The sequence below is a fragment of the Vibrio hyugaensis genome (assembly GCF_002906655.1).
Lineage (GTDB): Bacteria > Pseudomonadota > Gammaproteobacteria > Enterobacterales > Vibrionaceae > Vibrio > Vibrio hyugaensis.
Window position 1 is genome coordinate 1,015,974 of sequence record NZ_CP025795.1, and the last position, 17,325, is coordinate 1,033,298.

Sequence of the window (17,325 nt, forward strand, 5' to 3'; positions counted from 1 at the left end):
AACGCGTTCTCACTATAGAATCGCGTCACTTTTCTTTGTCGAGTTAGTTATGAACAACAGTCGTTACGGCAATTTCATGGCAGCGTTGTCCTTTGTAATCTGGGGATTACTGCCTATTTACTATCGTTTTTTACCTAATGCTTCAATGGATGAACTATTGGCACTGCGCATTATTGGTTCAGTTCCGGTTGGTTTTATTATGGTTTTGGCGATCACCCGCCATTGGCCTAAATGGACGGCAATTTGGCAAGATAAAAAATCACTATGGTATACGTTTGTTGCCAGTAGTTTGATGTGTATATCCTGGGTGGCGTTTACGTGGGCGTTAACGAATAACCGTGTTATTGATGCTAGCTTAGGCTTTTTTATAGGCCCGCTTGTCTCAGTGGCCCTTGGGGTGTTTGTCTTAGGTGATAAGCTTTCAAAAGGGCAGTTTATTGCGATATTACTGGCATCAATTGGTGTTATCTACCAGGTGATTCAATATGGTCAGTTACCTTTAGTTGCGTTGACGATGGGGTTGTTCTTTTCACTCTATGGCTTATTCAAGAAAAAGATCAATTATGACTGGAGTACAACGCTTTTTGTCGAAGCCATTGTGTTAACACCGTTTGCCTTAACGTATTTATTTATTAAACAGTGGAGCTTTGGTCAACTAGCATCAACGGTTGATGTAACAACATTTATGCTCTATTTGGGGAGTGCTCCGGTTACGCTATTACCGTTAATTTTCTACTCCATTGCTATTCGTATTACTAACTTATCAACGGTTGGTTTGATGCAATACATCGAGCCGAGTTTACAGTTTGTTTTAGCCGTTGTATTTTTTGGAGAAGTATTCGATAGCGTAAAAGCCGTGACATTTGCATTTATTTGGGTAGGGCTGCTATTTACTATCTTTGAAGGGATCGCCAAACTTGCCAAGCGAAAAAAGCTTGCCAACCACTCACTTTAATTGATTCCTTCTTTAGGTTCATAGGGCTAGCTTATATTTAATATATAGTTAACCCATAATGAACTCTAAAGAAGGAATTGTCATGATTACCGCTCTCTACGCTTCTGTCCTCACATTACTGCTCATCTGGCTTGCTTTTCAAGTCATCAAACAAAGACGAAGTAACAAAATTGCTTATGCTGACGGGGGCGTTGAAGCGCTTCAAATTGCTCGCAGTGCGCAAAGTAATGCAAGCGAATATATTCCCATCACCCTCATTCTCATGGCATTACTTGAATACAATGGCGCCCCAGTCTGGTGGATACATCTTGCTGGTATCACGTTCGTCATTGGCCGCGTCATTCATGCAAAAGGGATACTTGGAGAAGAGCTGAAAGGTCGTGTTACCGGGATGAAGTTAACCTTCTTGACTATGATTGGTTTAGTTGCACTTAACTTAATCTACTTGCCCTACGATCACTTATGGTAAAAAAATCAACGTATTTACCCCCAGCTTGGCTGCTTGTTCTGGTTGGCTTAGTACTGAACATAGCAGCAATTATCTTAACCAGTGTGGTGTTGGATAAACTTGGAAAAGAGACAAGCCTTCTTGCTGATCAAAAAGCTGATAATCTTTATTCGATTCAACTTGCTTGGAACAGGGTTGAAACGCTAGAGCGAAAACGAGAAGTGCTGTTATTGCATTTACATTTAGCTCAAAGCCAGAGTGTCTCCGAAGAAATGAACAAGGTACTCAGAGCGCATTTGTCTGCTTGGACTGGTGAAAAGGTCAGCCCAATCGAAATCACTCAACTTCCAACTCTGATGGCAGAAATTAATCACGCTCAAGGTAACGATCGAAATAGAATTGATAGCTATTACCTTGAAAACTTGGAGATCAGTGAAGTGATGTCAGAGTTGGAGGAAAACATGGCTTGGTATAAAAGTATTGGCTTGTTTCTTCAAGTGTTTGGTTTGGCGTTAATTTTAGCGAGAGATTTGGCTCGTAACCCCTGAATTTTCCCTTATTGGTTGCTATTTGCGAAAATACGTTCGCATATTGCACTTTCAATAATGTTCAATTGATGGCTATTCGTGTTGATTAATTGACATTAGTTGAATATCAATTGGTTGAGTTGTAACTGAAAATTGGCACATCTAATGCTTAAGTTAGGGTGACCCTTTAAGCCGAGGGTCACCTAGCCAACTGACGTTGTTAGTGAACCAGATTGTTCACAAGTATATATAGCCAATCACATCTCTTGTGTTTGGCTTTTTTTTCACAATCAATTCACGGATGAATTGTTACAGTTTCGGGTCGAAGAGTCGCGATAGCTGTGATAGTTTTCGCCCGAGTTTAATCATAATTGGTTGTATTAATGAAGAAAATTGTACGTTTGGTTGGTGTGGTCTCCATAATGGGGTCTCAGTCTGTGTATGCAATGAGTGAAAAAGATTGGGATGTTCTGACAGACATTGGTGCGTATGGCCTGGTTGCTACCGCAGCGGCCGTCCCTGCTTACAAAGGGGATTGGGAAGGCTTTTGGCAAGCGGGGTTCAGCATTGGTGCTGCTTCAGGCATCGGTTTGATCGGTAAAACCACTATAGATGCAGAACGTCCGGATAAAAGTGGTAACGACAGTTTCCCATCCAACCATACGGCTAACGCTTTTGCTTCGGCAACAAACCTTTATTTACGTTATGGTTGGGAAGCTGGTTTACCTGCATATGGCGTTGCAGCACTGGTGGGTGTAGGGCGTGTGGAGGCCAAAAAACATTATTGGCGTGATGTTCTTGCTGGTGCTGCTTTAGGTACGTTGAGCGCGTATGTCTTCACTGACGCTTATGATGAAAATGTGCAGCTTGTCCCATGGGTGACGAGTGAAGACGTTGGTGTATCGCTAACTTATCATTGGTAAACTTCTGCTATCACGATCAAAAGAGCCTCGGCATACCCGAGGCTCCTGTTTTATGATTCTTCTTTTCTAAGCGCAGTTTTTAGAACTGAGCTTTAATCCAAATCATACGGTGGTCTGAAGAGACATCTTTGCCATTGCCGTACTTACCGATACGGTCGTCGTTAAACAGCTTACGACCTTCTTCATATGACGCTGCCCAGTAAACACCAGAATCAGCCACGTTTAGGTTCGCTGATGGCATCGCATAGTCAACACCAAGACCGAATGTAGACGTAATGCGGTTTGGAATTGGATGTGTTGAATTTTTGTCTACCGCGTGCTCGGCTGCACCATAGCTTGTTGGGTAAAGCTCGCCATTCATCACATCTTGGTTTACCAACGGATCATTGTGGAAGTCTTGCATGATTTCACTAAAGCCATCGCCATCCAATGGGTCAAGGTTTTGGTCACCCATCATCACAAACTTCGCACCTTCAGCTAAGCCACCTTTGTTGCCTGCATCATCGTAGAAGTATTCTTTACCTTGTACATAGTGATGCCAGAACTCAACTTCTGCACCGTTTTGAACTTTGTTTTTGCCTGGATCGAATACTGGTGGAGTAGGGTGAGACATCAATAGATGGACAACTTCGTCGCCTTTTTCTGTTGGGATAATAATCGGCGCATCTACGTGGTTTTTAGAAGACAGACGAACAACATCCCACTCTTCTGCTGTGTACCAATCGTCACCACAGGCCATGCCATCAGGGATCGTTTGTGAACCGTCACAGATAGTGATGGTTGGGATTTCTGCCCCTTCCATGTCTTTCCACTTGAACTCTTGGAAAGTTCGTGTGTTTTCTGTGTCAATTTTGTATTTAGACATCAGTGCAAATGCGTATTGACCATGATAGAAACCAAAGCCCCATGCATCGCCAGGAAGTTGGCCTGCAGTGCCATTGTTATCTAGGTCAAGGTCACTGTTTAAGCCTGTGTTGGTTGAGTAAGATTCTGCGTAAGGATACTCAATAGGCTCAAGGTTAGCTTCGCCACCGGCGCCTTCAAGGCTTTGTGCGATAGATAGGTAGTTTTTCTGGAAACCTTCCAGTGCGACTTTATCTTCTCCAGTACCATCATTATTGAATTCCGCCATCATCAGAACATCAGGTCGGTTTTTTTGAATGATGGCTGCGACGTTACGAATTTGAATGACTTTCTCAGCCATTGTTTTATCTTCGTCGGCGATTGTGCCGTCAAGGTAAGCGGTTACCAGCTCAGTTTGCTTCGCTGGTTCAACTTGCATTTCTGCAACGAGATCTTCAAAAGTATTACGATCAAAAGAGAGGTTATAAGTGGCGATCTTTACTTCTTTAGGTTGAACATCTACGTATTCAGTGTCGTCGTTGCAGCCAGTAAGTAACGCAGCGCCGATTAGGAGAGCTAAAGGGGTTTTGATGTATTTCATTAGTATGCAATACCTTATAATTGGGTTCGCGCAAATACTAAAGTTATCAGTAACTTTTGTAAGCGATCTTTGTCACACAAACGATTGCGTAGTTGCACTAATGATCAGGTTTTGTGTGATTAATGCAATAAGTGCATCATTTTCAACAGCAGAAGGTTATATACAATCTGTTAAATAATGATGTCTATTTTATTTAATTGGAACAGATTTATAGGGTTTATTGATTGAATTAGATGGATTTTGTTCGCATACAAACTGAGTTTAGGTGGGAGACGTTTTTCTTTATACTGTGCACGTACCAGAAGTGAGGACGACCTCACCGCTCTCATCACTATCGGGGACGGCCCCAATTGCTAGGAATCTCTTAATGGCTTGGGCAATTCTTTTTCTTGCGGGTCTATGCGAAGTAGCATGGGCTGTTGGGCTTAAATACTCAGAAGGCTTCAGCAAGCTTGGCGCGTCAGCATTCACTATTGGCTTTATGGCGTTAAGCTTTTGGTTGCTTGGTATTGCGCTTAGAACATTACCACTTGGTATTGCTTATGGTGTTTGGGTGGGGATTGGTGCGATAGGGACGGCGATTGCCAGTATCTATTTATTCAATGAACCAGCGACATTGGTCAAGCTCATCAGCTTACTGTTGATTGTTGCTGGTATTGCAGGCTTAAAGTTTGCGGCTTAAGCTCTCAATCACTGATAAGTAAAAGCCAGAGTCAGACTCTGGCTTTTCGCATTTTAAAGCAGGTTCTTGCCTTGTTAGCGTTTGATAAATGGCAACTTTAAGTGCTGTCCAAATACGTTGATAAGCGCGCCTGTAACAATCAGTGCTCCCCCTAAGTAAGTCCAAGCGGACGGTAACTCACCAAAGAATATGATCCCCAGCAGTACAGAGAATATGATTTGGACATAAGAGTAGGCGGAGGCTTTACCGGCTTCCTGAGTTTGCATGGCCTTGGTTAAACCAAGTTGGCCAATTTGGGTAAATACACCAACGAGAACGAGCATCAAGGTTAAGTACAAATCCGGCATCACGAACTGATCTCCGATGAGCAGGATAGATGCTGGAAGCGCAACCAATGGAAAATAGAAGATAATAACGGAGCTGTCTTCTGTCTGACTGAGCTTCCGAACAATCACGTACGCAATCGAACTACCAAATGCACCTAATATCGCGATCATAACACTGAACATCGGAAGGGCATGTTCAGCATTAGGGCCCGTTTCCGAACTGACCATGACGTAGACACCCAATAAACACAGCACAATACAAATTAGAGTGGAAAACTGAATGCGTTCTTTAAGGAAGAAGACCGCGAGTAGTGCTGTAAATACAGGGTGAATGTACTGAAAAATAGTTGCTTCTGCTAATGGCAGCGTCGTAACGGAATAGTACACACACATGAGCGCCATCGTGCCAACCGCGCCTCGCGCAAACAACAAGGGTTTGTTATTGCCCCAAACCGATATGCCTTTGCGTTTTACATCTAGGTAACTGATCACGAGTGAAACTAAAGCCCTTGCTGCGACAATTTCAAATACAGGTATGCCATGTAAGCTGACATGCTTAACAGTGGCTGACATGAGAGCGAAACCAAAGGCAGAGAGCACCATAAAGCGCACGCCAATGGGAATCATCGAGTTGATTGAATTAGGCATCTTACGGCTCGTTTATTGAGGGAGATCGCACTTTAGCATACTAGACTGACAAAAAGATCAGCACCTTGTGATTAAGGCTCCGGATCTTCTTGAACCAAGGTAGACTGTCTCGTTTAGATATAAAAATAATAAATACATAAGGAGAAAGGGATGATTCCTATTCAAGCAACGCATGTATCTGGTGTGGTGATTTCCGAATTCGACGGCATAAAGAAGATGTTGTTGTTAGAGCGAGTCAAAGGTGGTTATTGGTGTCATGTAGCTGGTGGTGTCGAAGAAGAGGAAATTGGCTGGCAAACGATCGTTCGAGAGCTCAAAGAAGAAACACAAATTGAAGACGTCGAGCTTCACAGTGCGGATTTTCTTGAGCAGTTTTATGAAGCCCATAAGAACCGAATCATGGTCATTCCTTGCTTTGTTATGTTTTGTAAACCCAACCAAGAAGTGGTATTGAACCACGAACATATCGATTACCGTTGGTGTTCGTTAGAAGAGGCAAAACAACTTGCTCCTTTTGCTAACCAGCATCAACTGTATGATCATGTGTGGCAAAACTATGTAGATAAAGCACCAACACCATTTACTCTTATTAAACAGAGCTAGATTCAAACAGGAAAAACGATGTACGAAGGGTATGAAACGCGTCAACCGCTGCAAATCTCTGAACGTATTACGATAGAGCCATTAATGACCAAGCACGCCAATACGTTACTTGAAGTTGTCAATAAAAGCCGCGACAGCCTGTCTCGTTATCTGCCATGGACAGAGTTCGTAAAGAATCGACGCGAAGCCGTGCGTTACATTTCTCAACGTATCAACAGTCGTGCAAGCGAAGCACACTGGTTTGCGCTTTTACTGGATAATCAATTTGTCGGCGTTCTCGGTATTAAAGGTGTGAACGAAGAGACACGCGTAACAGAGGTGGGTTATTGGCTTGCAGAAAGTGGGCGTGGTCATCGTGTCGTCAATCAAGTGCTCTCTGTCATTATCCCGTTAGTGAAGGGAAGAGGGCACGCGAGCTTGATTCAGTTTCATTGTATGGAAGATAACATCGCGAGTATTAAAGTAGCGGAACGAGCGGGAGCCTCTTTAAAAGAATACGTTGATCATGATTTTGAAACGTTGGACCCTTCTCAGCGATTAGGCATTTATGAATTGAAATTAGCTGAAATCAGTGTTTGATAAACATAACCTAAAAGTAAATGTGGCGATATAAAAGAAAGAACAAATAGCAAAGGAACAGAGCGATGGAAATAAGTATTCGTCCCATTACTTGGCAAGAAGTAATGCCTATTCGCCATAAGGTATTGTGGCCCCAGAAGGCTATCGAGCATTGCATAGTAGAGGGTGATGAAGACGCTGAACACTTTGGGGCGTTTGTGAATGATGTTTTGGTTGGTATTGCCTCAATCTATCTTGATGACAACAAAGCAAGACTGCGCAAATTTGCGGTGTTGCCGGAGTTTCGAAGATTAAGCATTGGGTCTTCGCTGATTCGATATATTTTAGCGAATCTACAGTTGTCACCCGTTGAATATTTTTGGTGTGATGCGAGGGAATCTGCTCTGGCTTTCTATGAAAAGTTTGGGATGCAAGTTGAGGGTGAACGCTTCTACAAATCTGAAATTCCTTACTACAAAATGAAGCTTGCGCTTTAAGCAAAATAAATCTGAGTTTGAACTCTAACTTCCTTATTGCGTTAATAGTCAGAATGTTGCCCTTGTGTTAACTTTGAATCGTACATAAGTGCGACATTGCCCGTTATCGGGTGCACAAGGAGATAAACATGAACGCGATCGTCGACGTCGAAGTGGGTCAATTACTACAGCAGAAGTTAGATAAAGTCAGAGCGGCGTATAACTCAGAACCATTCCCGAGCTTAGACGCCAGAAAGCAAAAGCTTAATCTTCTCAAGCAGACTATCTTGGATAACCAACAAGATTTAGTTGAAGCGTTGAGTGAAGATTTTGGCTACCGCTCTGAGTTTGATACAGCAATGACAGATGTACTGCCGACCGTTGCTCAAATCAACTACACCCTAAAACGCCTCAACAAATGGTGTAAACCAAGCCGTCGTCATGCTGGTTTATTGCTTGCTCCCTCAAAAGTTACGGTGGAGTACCAACCTGTTGGTGTTGTTGGCATTATTTCTCCTTGGAATTTCCCGGTCATTCTTAGCTTGTCCCCTTTGGTAACAGCTCTTGCAGCCGGAAACCGAGTCATGATGAAGCTGAGTGAATTTACGCCACTCACAAATAAAGTGATCACTGAGATATGTCGAGCATTGCCCGATGATGTCATTGTTGTCGAAGGGGAAGCAGAGGTTGCTCAAGCATTCAGCAAGTTACCGTTTGATCACTTGCTGTTTACTGGATCAACCAATGTTGGCCGTGCGGTTGCTCGTGCCGCGGCAGAGAACTTAACGCCAATTACATTGGAGCTTGGCGGAAAGTCTCCGGTTATCGTGGCGGAAGACGCCAACTTAAATAAAGCGGTCGATGCTATTTTGTTCGGTAAGTGTATTAATGCGGGGCAAATTTGCGTTGCTCCAGATTATGCTTTTGTACCGGAGGGAAGAGTCAATGAGTTTGTTGCGCTCTTCCTACAGCGTTTTGACGCGCTTTACTTAAAAGATCAAAACGACCAAGGCTTTACTCACATCATCAACCAACGCCAGTACGACCGTTTAAAGGCTGTGCTGGAAGATGCTAAAGCCAAGGGCGCAGAAGTACATACCGTGCCCGAGACGAGTTCAGAAGGCCGACGATTATACCCGCATTTGGTCACCAATGTTTCAGAAGAGATGACTATTATGCAGGAAGAGATTTTTGGCCCCCTTATGCCAATTAAGCCTTACCGTGATATGCAAGAAGTCATCAGCTATATCAACCAGAATCAACGCCCACTTGCGCTCTACATCATGTCAGACGACAAACGCACTGTTGAGCATATTACCCGTAACACCCACAGTGGCGGGGTTGGCGTGAATGATACCATCTTGCATGTAGGCGCAGAAGACGCACCATTTGGCGGTATCGGTGAATCTGGTATCGGTCGCTATCACGGTGAAGAAGGTTTTAGAACCTTTAGTCATGCTAAAACTATTTTGCATACTCCAACGTGGCTACCACGTGTAGGGATGTTGATGGAGCGTCGTAGTATGGCCATCAAAGCGTTGCAAAAGTTCTTTTTGCGTTAACTTTGTTGGAGATTTAGCGCCCTCGTTATCACTTCAGTCCCGATACCTTTTGTCGATTGAGAAAATTCGACAGAGGCAAGAGCGGTGTGTGAAGGTCATCCTTTATTGGCGCGCGATCTTGCCACATTACTGTGTTGAATGAGATGGATAGTGCCTGGATACAGAGCGATACGAGTTCAAACTGACAAGTGTACTCTGAACGTATTTTGTTCGATTGCTAATATGGCTCATATGGACCATAATAATAAGACCATTTGGTCTGCAGGAGTTCAATATGGCAACAGCAACATTAAAAAGCTTTAAACCTAAGCTGCCAGCCAAGGCAAATTTTTGGTTTATGCTGGGCATTGAAGATGCCGAAACCGGTCGTACCGATGCAGTTCATAAAGGCTTTGAACCAAAGGTGTATCGTAATATCGTTGAGCGTGTGAAACTCTCTCAAAACGAATTCCAACACGTTACGCTTATCCCGGTCAGTACGATTAAACGACGTTTAAAAAACGAAGAACGTTTTAATACACAAGAGAGTGATGCCATCTACCGTTTGGCGATGCTGCTCAAACTGGCAACCGAGTTGTTTGATGATGAAGAGCGCGCTCTGAGTTGGATGCGAGAAAACGTATATGGCTTAGGGGGAAAGCGCCCACTCGATATGGTATCAACTACGGTTGATTTCGAGATAGTCAAAGACTTGATTGGACGATTAGAGCACGGGGTATTCTCGTAGTATGAAGCTCTATCGACTTACGCAAAAGAAGTTTTCTGAATCCCCATTTAGCCCGATCGGGGCAAAGCTTTACGGAGGGCGATGGAATTCAAAAGGGACCGAAGCCCTCTATTTTTCGGAATCTGAATCACTTTGCTCTTTAGAAGTGTTTGTTCACGTCAACAACGATCCTGCGATCACCAAACTCTACGATTTATATCGTATCGAGATGCCAGAATATCTGATCGCCGCTTTGGATGAAGAAGACTTGCCAGTGACTTGGCGAGCCATTCCTGCCAGTGAGTCTACCCAGTACATTGGCGATCAATTCCTTAATGATCCACACCCAGAGTTTTCGGCATTGCAAGTACCTTCGACGATTTCTCCTCGTGATAATAATTATGTCGTTAATCCTAACCATCCAAAGATGAAGGACATCCTGAAAAAGGCGGAGAAGCTCGACTTTGCTTTCGACCCTAGAATCTTTAAATAAAGAGGCTCAGCTTTAATTGGAATAGGACGCTGAGCTTTCTATTTTTAATTACGCTTTGGCGTTGCGCTTCTTAGTTCTTTGCGGTCAGTTGTTGAATCCCCACCGCTTCGCTTTGATAACTGTTCAATACTACTTCTGCACCCTTGTAGGATAAGTGGCTCGCATCGGTGTACATGGCATTGTTGGTGCCGATTTTCATCGTACAATTGCCTTTTTGACAAATGTAATCGGTAAGGTCGACAAACTCTACGTGTTCGAATTGCTCGAAGTATTGGGCAAGCATTGTGATATTTTGCTGGTGTGTTCGCTTAGGGGCAAAGTCGCATTCTGTCCCTTTTTCTTCTCCGAACAAGCGGACTTTCCATAAGCACTCTCCAATAGCAAAAGGGGCTGATGGAGTTGGGCCAAATACCACAACTTCTTTGTCTTTCAACCCATTTAAAAGTTGAGTAAACGAAGCTCGATAGCTTTGGGTGGAAAGCTCTTTACCAAAGTTAGATGAAATCACAACTTGGCGAATAGAAGGGGTATTTACAATGGTCTCGATAGCGTCGGTGAAGAAATCGTTGCAAGATTGCCCGCTAACGCCAGGAGTGACATCAACATAACCCACAGCACAAGAGTCTTGGGTTAGTTGAACGACACCTGTTGGGGTTTCATACGCCAGTTGTTGAACAAACACCATGCTATGACTGTTCCCTAGCACTGCAACAGTCGGTTCTGACGATGAAGAACAGCTCTCATTAACTTCTGTGTTACCGTTGCAAGCCAGACCATAACCATTGTTGACACGCATGGCTTCAAAGAAAGCATTTCTATCAGGGAATCCTCCACTTGTATGTCCAATAAAGCCAAAAGTAAGGAGGGGCATGGTCATCAATATGAGCGAGGCTGTTAATGTTTTCATGCCGATTTTTCTTCGACTACGGAACGGTTTTTCCACAAACCGCCAAGTTATGTAGGACAGCAAAGATAATATACCGACATAGGTGAGGAAGCTAAATTCTTGCCCTGCAGTCAGAACATATCGATAAAATACCAAAAGTGGAATGTGCCAAAGGTACAGGCTGTAACTGATTAAACCAATAAATACGACCCATTTAAGGCTAAGCGTCTTACCACAAATATTATCGCTGGCCGAGAATAGAATGATCAGTGCTGTGCCTATGACAGGAATCATTAACATGATGCCTGCGCCGTCTTTGGATTTGTCGAATAAAAGTGCTGAGGCCATGACCAAAACAATGCCGATCATTGCGAGCGTATTATTTGGTTTTACGACGGTTTTTCGCATTACGAGCGCAAGCATTGACCCCGCAGCTAGTTCCCATGCACGTGAGAAAATCATATAGAAGGCGAAATCTGGGTCGCCGCTCGCATACCAGACCGTCATTAAGCTCAGTAAAAATACGCCGATAAAAAAAGTGAGGTAGGACATAACATTGTTGCGAGCAAGCAGCATCAGTAGCAATGGGATGACAATGTAGTATTGCTCCTCAACACCTAGGCTCCAAGTATGAAAGAGCGGGTTGGCTTGCTCTTCTAAACCAAAGTAATTGTGTCCTTTGAGGTAAAGCAAAACGTTAGACGCGGATAAAATGGACGAGACAGAAAACTCACTTACTTCTTTGTGCGCTTGAGGGAGGAATAGCCACCAGGACAATACGTAGCTCACAGCGATTACAAGCAATAATAAGGGTAATATTCTGCGGATACGACGCTCATAAAAGTCAGCAAGACTAAATTGGTTTTTGTCTAAATCGTTAATGACGATTGTGGTAATGAGATAGCCACTGATCACGAAAAAGACATCGACACCGATAAAGCCACCAGCAAAGGCTTCAATGTCTGCATGAAACAAGATCACGAGTATGACCGCCAGTGCCCTCAATCCATCAATTTCTGCTCGGTAAGTCATAATCTTCTCCATCCATTCTGCCAACGTTTGTCGTTCATCCCCAGACCGGGGGGACTTAATTACTATTCGGTTGTTCTATCCACTGAGAAAGCTTCTGAGCTTGTCGATAAGCATTAAAGTACTTGAGCACTCTCTGTCGTCCGCATTTTCCCATTTCTTTACGTTTATTCTGAGGTAACTCAGCGAATTGATTGATGCATTGAGTGATATCTTCGATACTGTGCTGCTTTACAAATAAGCCCGTCTCATTAGTCACTATCTCTTTGCAGCCCATAACATTTGAGGTAATAACCGGTGTTCCAACTGCCATCGCCTCTTTGAGCACTAGGGGGCCAGTGTCGACACAGCCAGTACGTGAGAAGCAAAATGGTGCCACGAGGCAATCGTATTTTGATAAATTTTCTTTTACCCAACTATGGGGCTTAGCGCCAAGAAATGAGACACAGTGAGTCAATCCAAGTTGGCTGGTTAGCGATACAAACTCTTTTTTCATCGGCCCAGTGCCAATAACATCAAGATGAACATTGAGTTTGTTGGCGATAGGGACCAACGCTTCGAGTAAATATTGAAGGCCTTTTTGCTCAACGAAGCGCCCTAAAAAAACCAATCGTAATTGGTCTGAGTCTGTTCTTTTCTCTGGTGTAAACTGTTCAGGTTTCACGCCACAGTGGAGTAGCTTTACGTTTCCATTTGTCATGCTTTTGAAGTCGTTATACATGTCATCACAAACGGCTATTGTGAAGTCACTGGCGTTAATTTTCTCTTTTACATCAAACGGAGATTCATACACGTCGTGTCCGTGAGCTACAAAAGAGCAAGAAATGTTGAGTAACTTGGCGGCGACAATCGCATGTGCTGCGGTGTGCTGACAGAAATGAGCGTGAACGTGACCGATTCCTTGATCTGCAAGTTGCATCGCCAGTTTTAACCCCGTTCCCATTAACGATTTTTTAGGAATACCAGATTGTTTGAAGGCAAAGCTACACGCTTTGAAAAAGCCGGGTATATGAAGATGATTCCAATTCTCAACCTGAATGTGAGAGCCAATTTCGATAACATCGTAATTAAAAAACGCTTCGCAAGGCTCGATTTCAAACGTAAAAACCGTTACATCGTGACCGCATGCTTGAATTGCATCCACTTCGGTTTGAATGAAAGTTTCACTTAGCACGGGGTAACTAGGAGTAATAAACGCGACTTTTTTCATATTATTGCTCGCCTCTTTTTGTTCACGGTCGAAGAGGGAGCTGCAAAAAACAAACCAAAGTATTATGGGCATAAAATCAATGGGTTGGCGATTAATTTCTATTTTGAGAACAAAAATGATTGGAAAATTCCCGCTGTTCTCAAATTGATCTCCTGTATTGAGAAAAACTGCTAACACTTGGCAAATTGAGTTTGATAATAAGAAATTAATCCTAAATTGGCTTGGTCTGGTTATTGCTAGCCTCAATGAGTCAAAAACGAACTGACAGGTTGAGAGGCATCGGGACATGGACAAAGTCACTATTATCATTCCAACTTATCAATGCTTGGAATACTTACCCAAAGCTCTAGACAGTGTGTTCCATCAAACGCACCGTAACTTTGAGGTTATCGTCATTAATGATGGCGGTGACCTTAGTACACAGCGCTATCTCGAATCATTGCTCGACCACAGGCTCAGATACCTGAATACTGAAGGGGTGGGTGTAGCAGAGGCGAGAAACTTGGGAGTAAAAGAGGCAACGGGCGACTACATTGCTTTTCTTGATGCGGATGACTTTTGGTTGCCTGATAAGTTGAAAATCCAGGTCGCCTTGCACAAAAGTCATCCTGACTTGGCACTTAGCTTTAGCAACTATGTTCATGTTTCGGAAAGCTATGAGGCGTTTACTGACTGTTTTCAGTTTTGGAACCAACTCCAGAACGAGCCAGATGAAGTACTGCTGCTTAGTAAGCCACTGGATACGATCATTGCCAATAATATTATTGGAACATCCACGGTTATGCTGGATGCAAAGCTTATAGAAGCGTTCCCTATGTTCAAAGCGGAATTGCCCTACGCTGAGGATTGGGAGTTGTGGCTAAGAATATGTGAAAATTACCAAGTGGGCGTGGTGAATTCTATCCAAGTGGGTTATCTGATTCGTCAAGGGTCCATCACCAATACCAAAAGTCGTAAACTGCAACAATTAGCTTGTTTGAATGGCATTCTAGATACCTATCGAAAGAGTGCATCAAAATATGATATTTCTCCCTCAGCGCTTAAAAAAGCGAACGCAAGAATCTTAGAAGGATATGCTGACTACTATCGAGGAGCTAAGTCTTACTCAAAGGCGATAGCACTCAACATGCGCTCTTGGATTCAAGACCCTCAACCTCGACGGTTACGACGCATTATGGTGGATGGCAAAGCGTTAGTGTTATCGAATGTAAAGTTTATTCCGGAATAGTGGTGCTAGCGCGAATGTTTAAGCGATGAAGAGAGGGCCGGAAGCTGTACAAAATCAAAGATTGAAATTGGAAAGCGCAATACACTCGTGGTTAAGTTACTTCTCGACTACTTAGAATAAACAAGGTTATGAGTGAAAGTGATATTCAAGCGAAAATTGCCAGCTTTACCCATATAGAAGAAGCGTTGGAGTATTTTGATATCGGTTTTGATAGTCGCTTTATTGATAAACACCGAGTCGAGTTAGTGAAACGCTTCAATGGCTATTTGATTTTGACTAAACCAGAAGATTGGTTTTCTGCTCGTCGCGCTTTGAAAAACGCTTACTGTAAAGTGCAGCGTAGCTTGTTGGACAAAACTACGCGCTCAGCTTGTCGTGGGTGTACCACATGCCAAAGAAGGTAAGGGGTACCATTGCCTCAGTTACCGTTGACGACATTGTTAAACTTCGACATAAAAAAGAACCCCGCCAATGATAGCGGGGTTCTATTATTTTTGTGAACGGAAAAGTTAACTTGCTTGATATTCTGGGTAGTCAACTAAGCCTTTCTCAGCGCCACCAAACAAGGTTGCTGGATCGTGTGCAGCTAACGGATAGTCGTTTTTAATACGGTTTGGTAAGTCAGGGTTTGCGATGAATGGACGGCCAAAACCAACCATATCTGCCTGGCCACTTTGTAGTGCTTCTGCCGCTTTTTCAGTGTTGTAACGACCTGCGTAAATAATGGTGCCTTTGTAAGCTTCACGAACCGCAGCTTTAAACTCAGTCGGCGTATCTGGTGCATCGTCCCAGTCTACTTCAGCAATGTGCATGTACACAACGTTAAGCTCATCTAGTAAGGCTGCTGCAGCGGTGTATGTTTCTACCGGTGTTTTATCGACCGTGCCGTTGAGTGAAGTAAACGGAGCAAGACGAACACCAACGCGCTCAGCTCCAATCGCTTGAGTCATTGCTTCAACCACTTCACCTAAAAAGCGCAGACGGTTTTCGATAGAGCCACCGTATTCATCTGTGCGGTTGTTTGCTTCAGAATCGATGAACTGATTGACAAGGTAACCATTGGCTGCGTGTAATTCGATGCCATCAAATCCTGCTTTAATCGCATTCAATGCTGCTTGGCGATATTCTTCGATAACGACTTTGATGTCTGCTTGAGTCATTTCACGCGGCTCGACTACGTCAACAAAACCTGGTTCGTCACTACCATTGTCGATGAATACTTTTACATTTTGTGCTCTCAATGCAGAAGGTGAAATCGGTTGTTGACCACCAATGTTGTCAGGGTGGGTGACACGGCCTACGTGCCAAAGTTGAGCAAAGATAGCGCCGCCTTTAACGTGAACCGCATCAGTCACTTTTTTCCAGCCTGCAATTTGTTCTTGGCTGTAAATACCAGGGGTCCAAGCATAGCCTTGGCCCATTGGTGAGATTTGAGTACCTTCAGCGACGATCAAACCAGCAGATGCTCGCTGAGCGTAGTATTCCGCCATCATATCGTTTGCTACGTTACCTGGTTGGCTCGCTCGTGATCGGGTCATTGGCGGCATAACGATACGGTTTTGAAGTGTTAGAGAACCCAGTTGAACGGGTTGGAACAATACATCTTTCATGAGAAACCTCGTTATTTGCTAGTTTGGATTAATTCGATTTGGTAACCGTCAGGGTCTTTGATGAAGGCTATGTGCGTTTCGCCGCCTTTCATCGGACCCGGTTCACGTGTGATATTGCCGCCAAGCGCTTTGATTTTGTCGCATGCCGCGTAAATATCTTCACAACCTAAAGCCATATGACCAAACGCGTTTCCGAGCTCATAGCTATCTGTATCCCAGTTATAAGTCAGTTCGATCGTTGCGCTGTCTGGTTGGTTTGCGTTACCAACAAAAACTAATGTGTAACGGTATTCAGGGTTCTCGAAACGGTCAAGTTCAGTCATGCCAAGCACCTTGGTATAGAACTCAATTGATTTATCAAGATCAGCAACACGGATCATGGTGTGAAGAAATTTCATATTTAACCTTCTTATCTCGGCTTTGAGCGGCTGCTGGAGTATCAACTGCATCCCAACAAACAACGTTATTGGTTAATAAGATAATGATTAAGTGTAAAAACATCAAATTGTCATTAATTATTGTTTGCATAATAAATCGTTATTAACTTGGCGGTTTTAGGTTGCTTTTGTTTATTCTGATAATGGTATAAACGTACTGAATGATTGGCACTTTTATTTAGAATTTAAATTACTTAGAGTGAACAATCTATCAGATTGAATGCATAAATCATGGTGTAGAAAGGGAGAAAGGAATGGACAGCTTTAAAGCCTTGTTCGAAGTTGCTCAGCGAAAAGCTGAATACGACAAGAACAACACATGGTATCAAGGTTCCAACACCTATTTCGAAGCCTTATACCAAGAACTTGAAGAAGTGAGTGAAGAGAAAGCCAAAGGGCGAGCATGCTACTTAGAAGACGAACTGGGTGATGTACTGTGGAACTATCTGAATCTTCTTATAGCGCTAGAAAAAGAGGAGGGCATCAACGCTAAATCTGTACTCAATCGAGCGGTAGAGAAGTACCAAGCGCGAGTGACCGCAATTGAAAACGGTTGAAGTTGGGCAGACGTAAA

General features: G+C 43.4%; 19 protein-coding genes and 1 pseudogene. 14 read left to right on the top strand and 6 right to left on the bottom strand.

Annotated elements, in window-relative coordinates:
- Positions 1-49 precede the first annotated feature (49 nt).
- From rarD to C1S74_RS21630, 4 genes are all read left to right on the top strand, one after another.
- The gene (rarD, locus tag C1S74_RS21615) at positions 50-955 is read left to right on the top strand and encodes an EamA family transporter RarD (RefSeq protein WP_045399815.1); all 906 of its coding nucleotides are present in this window, start codon (positions 50-52) and stop codon (positions 953-955) included.
- 82 nt (positions 956-1,037) lie between these two features.
- Entirely contained in the window at positions 1,038-1,424 is a 387-nt protein-coding gene (locus C1S74_RS21620; protein WP_038867763.1) for an MAPEG family protein, read from the top strand.
- Positions 1,418-1,951 (top strand): hypothetical protein, encoded by a 534-nt coding sequence (locus tag C1S74_RS21625; RefSeq protein WP_045399816.1) that lies wholly within the window; start codon positions 1,418-1,420, stop codon positions 1,949-1,951. Before C1S74_RS21620 ends, C1S74_RS21625 begins: the two co-directional genes overlap by 7 nt.
- 362 nt (positions 1,952-2,313) lie before the next feature.
- Positions 2,314-2,853 carry a phosphatase PAP2 family protein gene (locus C1S74_RS21630; RefSeq protein ID WP_045399819.1) on the top strand — a complete coding sequence of 180 codons (540 nt, stop codon included), beginning with the start codon at positions 2,314-2,316 and terminating at the stop codon, positions 2,851-2,853.
- 79 nt (positions 2,854-2,932) lie between these two features.
- Here C1S74_RS21630 and C1S74_RS21635 read toward each other — a convergent pair whose 3' ends face one another.
- On the bottom strand, positions 2,933-4,297 hold the full coding sequence (locus C1S74_RS21635; protein WP_045399820.1) for an endonuclease/exonuclease/phosphatase family protein: 1,365 nt from the start codon (positions 4,295-4,297) through the stop codon (positions 2,933-2,935).
- Between the two features lie 367 nt (positions 4,298-4,664).
- Here C1S74_RS21635 and C1S74_RS21645 point away from each other — a divergent pair, with 367 nt between their 5' ends.
- Positions 4,665-4,979, top strand: a complete 315-nt coding sequence (locus C1S74_RS21645) for a DMT family transporter (protein WP_045399823.1) — start codon at positions 4,665-4,667, stop codon at positions 4,977-4,979.
- Positions 4,980-5,053: 74 nt separating this feature from the next.
- On the opposite strand, the gene C1S74_RS21650 is transcribed toward C1S74_RS21645, so the two are convergent.
- Positions 5,054-5,953: a DMT family transporter gene (locus C1S74_RS21650; protein WP_045399825.1), complete on the bottom strand. Its 900-nt coding sequence runs from the start codon at positions 5,951-5,953 to the stop codon at positions 5,054-5,056.
- A 150-nt stretch (positions 5,954-6,103) separates the two neighbouring features.
- Between C1S74_RS21650 and C1S74_RS21655 the strand changes: the two genes are divergently transcribed.
- From C1S74_RS21655 to C1S74_RS21680, 6 genes are all read left to right on the top strand, one after another.
- Complete coding sequence (locus C1S74_RS21655) at positions 6,104-6,556, top strand: NUDIX hydrolase (RefSeq protein ID WP_045399828.1); 453 nt, start codon at positions 6,104-6,106, stop codon at positions 6,554-6,556.
- Between the two features lie 18 nt (positions 6,557-6,574).
- Positions 6,575-7,135, top strand: coding sequence for a GNAT family N-acetyltransferase (locus C1S74_RS21660; protein WP_045399830.1), 561 nt, complete (start codon positions 6,575-6,577; stop codon positions 7,133-7,135).
- Positions 7,136-7,200: 65 nt separating this feature from the next.
- Positions 7,201-7,611: a GNAT family N-acetyltransferase gene (locus C1S74_RS21665; RefSeq protein ID WP_045399832.1), complete on the top strand. Its 411-nt coding sequence runs from the start codon at positions 7,201-7,203 to the stop codon at positions 7,609-7,611.
- Positions 7,612-7,739: 128 nt separating this feature from the next.
- Positions 7,740-9,152 (top strand): coniferyl aldehyde dehydrogenase, encoded by a 1,413-nt coding sequence (locus C1S74_RS21670; protein ID WP_045399834.1) that lies wholly within the window; start codon positions 7,740-7,742, stop codon positions 9,150-9,152.
- Positions 9,153-9,426: 274 nt separating this feature from the next.
- Positions 9,427-9,879: a type II RES/Xre toxin-antitoxin system antitoxin gene (gene parS, locus C1S74_RS21675; RefSeq protein ID WP_045399837.1), complete on the top strand. Its 453-nt coding sequence runs from the start codon at positions 9,427-9,429 to the stop codon at positions 9,877-9,879.
- 1 nt (position 9,880) lies between these two features.
- Positions 9,881-10,351 (top strand): RES family NAD+ phosphorylase, encoded by a 471-nt coding sequence (locus C1S74_RS21680; protein ID WP_045399840.1) that lies wholly within the window; start codon positions 9,881-9,883, stop codon positions 10,349-10,351.
- A 70-nt stretch (positions 10,352-10,421) separates the two neighbouring features.
- On the opposite strand, the gene C1S74_RS21685 is transcribed toward C1S74_RS21680, so the two are convergent.
- On the bottom strand, positions 10,422-12,269 hold the full coding sequence (locus C1S74_RS21685) for an acyltransferase family protein (protein ID WP_045399842.1): 1,848 nt from the start codon (positions 12,267-12,269) through the stop codon (positions 10,422-10,424).
- A 55-nt stretch (positions 12,270-12,324) separates the two neighbouring features.
- Positions 12,325-13,476: a glycosyltransferase family 4 protein gene (locus tag C1S74_RS21690; RefSeq protein ID WP_045399932.1), complete on the bottom strand. Its 1,152-nt coding sequence runs from the start codon at positions 13,474-13,476 to the stop codon at positions 12,325-12,327.
- A 286-nt stretch (positions 13,477-13,762) separates the two neighbouring features.
- Between C1S74_RS21690 and C1S74_RS21695 the strand changes: the two genes are divergently transcribed.
- Positions 13,763-14,704, top strand: a complete 942-nt coding sequence (locus C1S74_RS21695; protein WP_045399844.1) for a glycosyltransferase family 2 protein — start codon at positions 13,763-13,765, stop codon at positions 14,702-14,704.
- A gap of 128 nt (positions 14,705-14,832) precedes the next feature.
- Positions 14,833-15,108 carry a nitrogenase-stabilizing/protective protein NifW gene (locus C1S74_RS21700; protein WP_045399846.1) on the top strand — a complete coding sequence of 92 codons (276 nt, stop codon included), beginning with the start codon at positions 14,833-14,835 and terminating at the stop codon, positions 15,106-15,108.
- 105 nt (positions 15,109-15,213) lie between these two features.
- Here the strand turns inward: C1S74_RS21700 and C1S74_RS21705 are convergent, their stop codons facing one another.
- A complete protein-coding gene (locus C1S74_RS21705) occupies positions 15,214-16,314 on the bottom strand; it encodes an alkene reductase (RefSeq protein ID WP_045399849.1) in 1,101 nt (366 codons plus the stop codon).
- 11 nt (positions 16,315-16,325) lie between these two features.
- Positions 16,326-16,712: a lactoylglutathione lyase gene (gene gloA, locus C1S74_RS21710; protein ID WP_045399852.1), complete on the bottom strand. Its 387-nt coding sequence runs from the start codon at positions 16,710-16,712 to the stop codon at positions 16,326-16,328.
- Between the two features lie 293 nt (positions 16,713-17,005).
- Between gloA and C1S74_RS21715 the strand changes: the two are divergent.
- A pseudogene (locus C1S74_RS21715) lies at positions 17,006-17,305 on the top strand (MazG nucleotide pyrophosphohydrolase domain-containing protein); the annotation flags it as partial.
- Positions 17,306-17,325: the final 20 nt, after the last annotated feature.

What these genes read in the sequence shown, in the direction of transcription:
- rarD (WP_045399815.1), top strand. Translation starts at nt 50, where the DNA reads ATGAACAACAGTCGTTACGGCAATTTCATGGCAGCGTTGTCCTTTGTA.
- C1S74_RS21620 (WP_038867763.1), top strand. Translation starts at nt 1,038, where the DNA reads ATGATTACCGCTCTCTACGCTTCTGTCCTCACATTACTGCTCATCTGG.
- C1S74_RS21625 (WP_045399816.1), top strand. Translation starts at nt 1,418, where the DNA reads ATGGTAAAAAAATCAACGTATTTACCCCCAGCTTGGCTGCTTGTTCTG.
- C1S74_RS21630 (WP_045399819.1), top strand. Translation starts at nt 2,314, where the DNA reads ATGAAGAAAATTGTACGTTTGGTTGGTGTGGTCTCCATAATGGGGTCT.
- C1S74_RS21635 (WP_045399820.1), bottom strand. Translation starts at nt 4,297, where the DNA reads ATGAAATACATCAAAACCCCTTTAGCTCTCCTAATCGGCGCTGCGTTA.
- C1S74_RS21645 (WP_045399823.1), top strand. Translation starts at nt 4,665, where the DNA reads ATGGCTTGGGCAATTCTTTTTCTTGCGGGTCTATGCGAAGTAGCATGG.
- C1S74_RS21650 (WP_045399825.1), bottom strand. Translation starts at nt 5,953, where the DNA reads ATGCCTAATTCAATCAACTCGATGATTCCCATTGGCGTGCGCTTTATG.
- C1S74_RS21655 (WP_045399828.1), top strand. Translation starts at nt 6,104, where the DNA reads ATGATTCCTATTCAAGCAACGCATGTATCTGGTGTGGTGATTTCCGAA.
- C1S74_RS21660 (WP_045399830.1), top strand. Translation starts at nt 6,575, where the DNA reads ATGTACGAAGGGTATGAAACGCGTCAACCGCTGCAAATCTCTGAACGT.
- C1S74_RS21665 (WP_045399832.1), top strand. Translation starts at nt 7,201, where the DNA reads ATGGAAATAAGTATTCGTCCCATTACTTGGCAAGAAGTAATGCCTATT.
- C1S74_RS21670 (WP_045399834.1), top strand. Translation starts at nt 7,740, where the DNA reads ATGAACGCGATCGTCGACGTCGAAGTGGGTCAATTACTACAGCAGAAG.
- parS (WP_045399837.1), top strand. Translation starts at nt 9,427, where the DNA reads ATGGCAACAGCAACATTAAAAAGCTTTAAACCTAAGCTGCCAGCCAAG.
- C1S74_RS21680 (WP_045399840.1), top strand. Translation starts at nt 9,881, where the DNA reads ATGAAGCTCTATCGACTTACGCAAAAGAAGTTTTCTGAATCCCCATTT.
- C1S74_RS21685 (WP_045399842.1), bottom strand. Translation starts at nt 12,269, where the DNA reads ATGACTTACCGAGCAGAAATTGATGGATTGAGGGCACTGGCGGTCATA.
- C1S74_RS21690 (WP_045399932.1), bottom strand. Translation starts at nt 13,476, where the DNA reads ATGAAAAAAGTCGCGTTTATTACTCCTAGTTACCCCGTGCTAAGTGAA.
- C1S74_RS21695 (WP_045399844.1), top strand. Translation starts at nt 13,763, where the DNA reads ATGGACAAAGTCACTATTATCATTCCAACTTATCAATGCTTGGAATAC.
- C1S74_RS21700 (WP_045399846.1), top strand. Translation starts at nt 14,833, where the DNA reads ATGAGTGAAAGTGATATTCAAGCGAAAATTGCCAGCTTTACCCATATA.
- C1S74_RS21705 (WP_045399849.1), bottom strand. Translation starts at nt 16,314, where the DNA reads ATGAAAGATGTATTGTTCCAACCCGTTCAACTGGGTTCTCTAACACTT.
- gloA (WP_045399852.1), bottom strand. Translation starts at nt 16,712, where the DNA reads ATGAAATTTCTTCACACCATGATCCGTGTTGCTGATCTTGATAAATCA.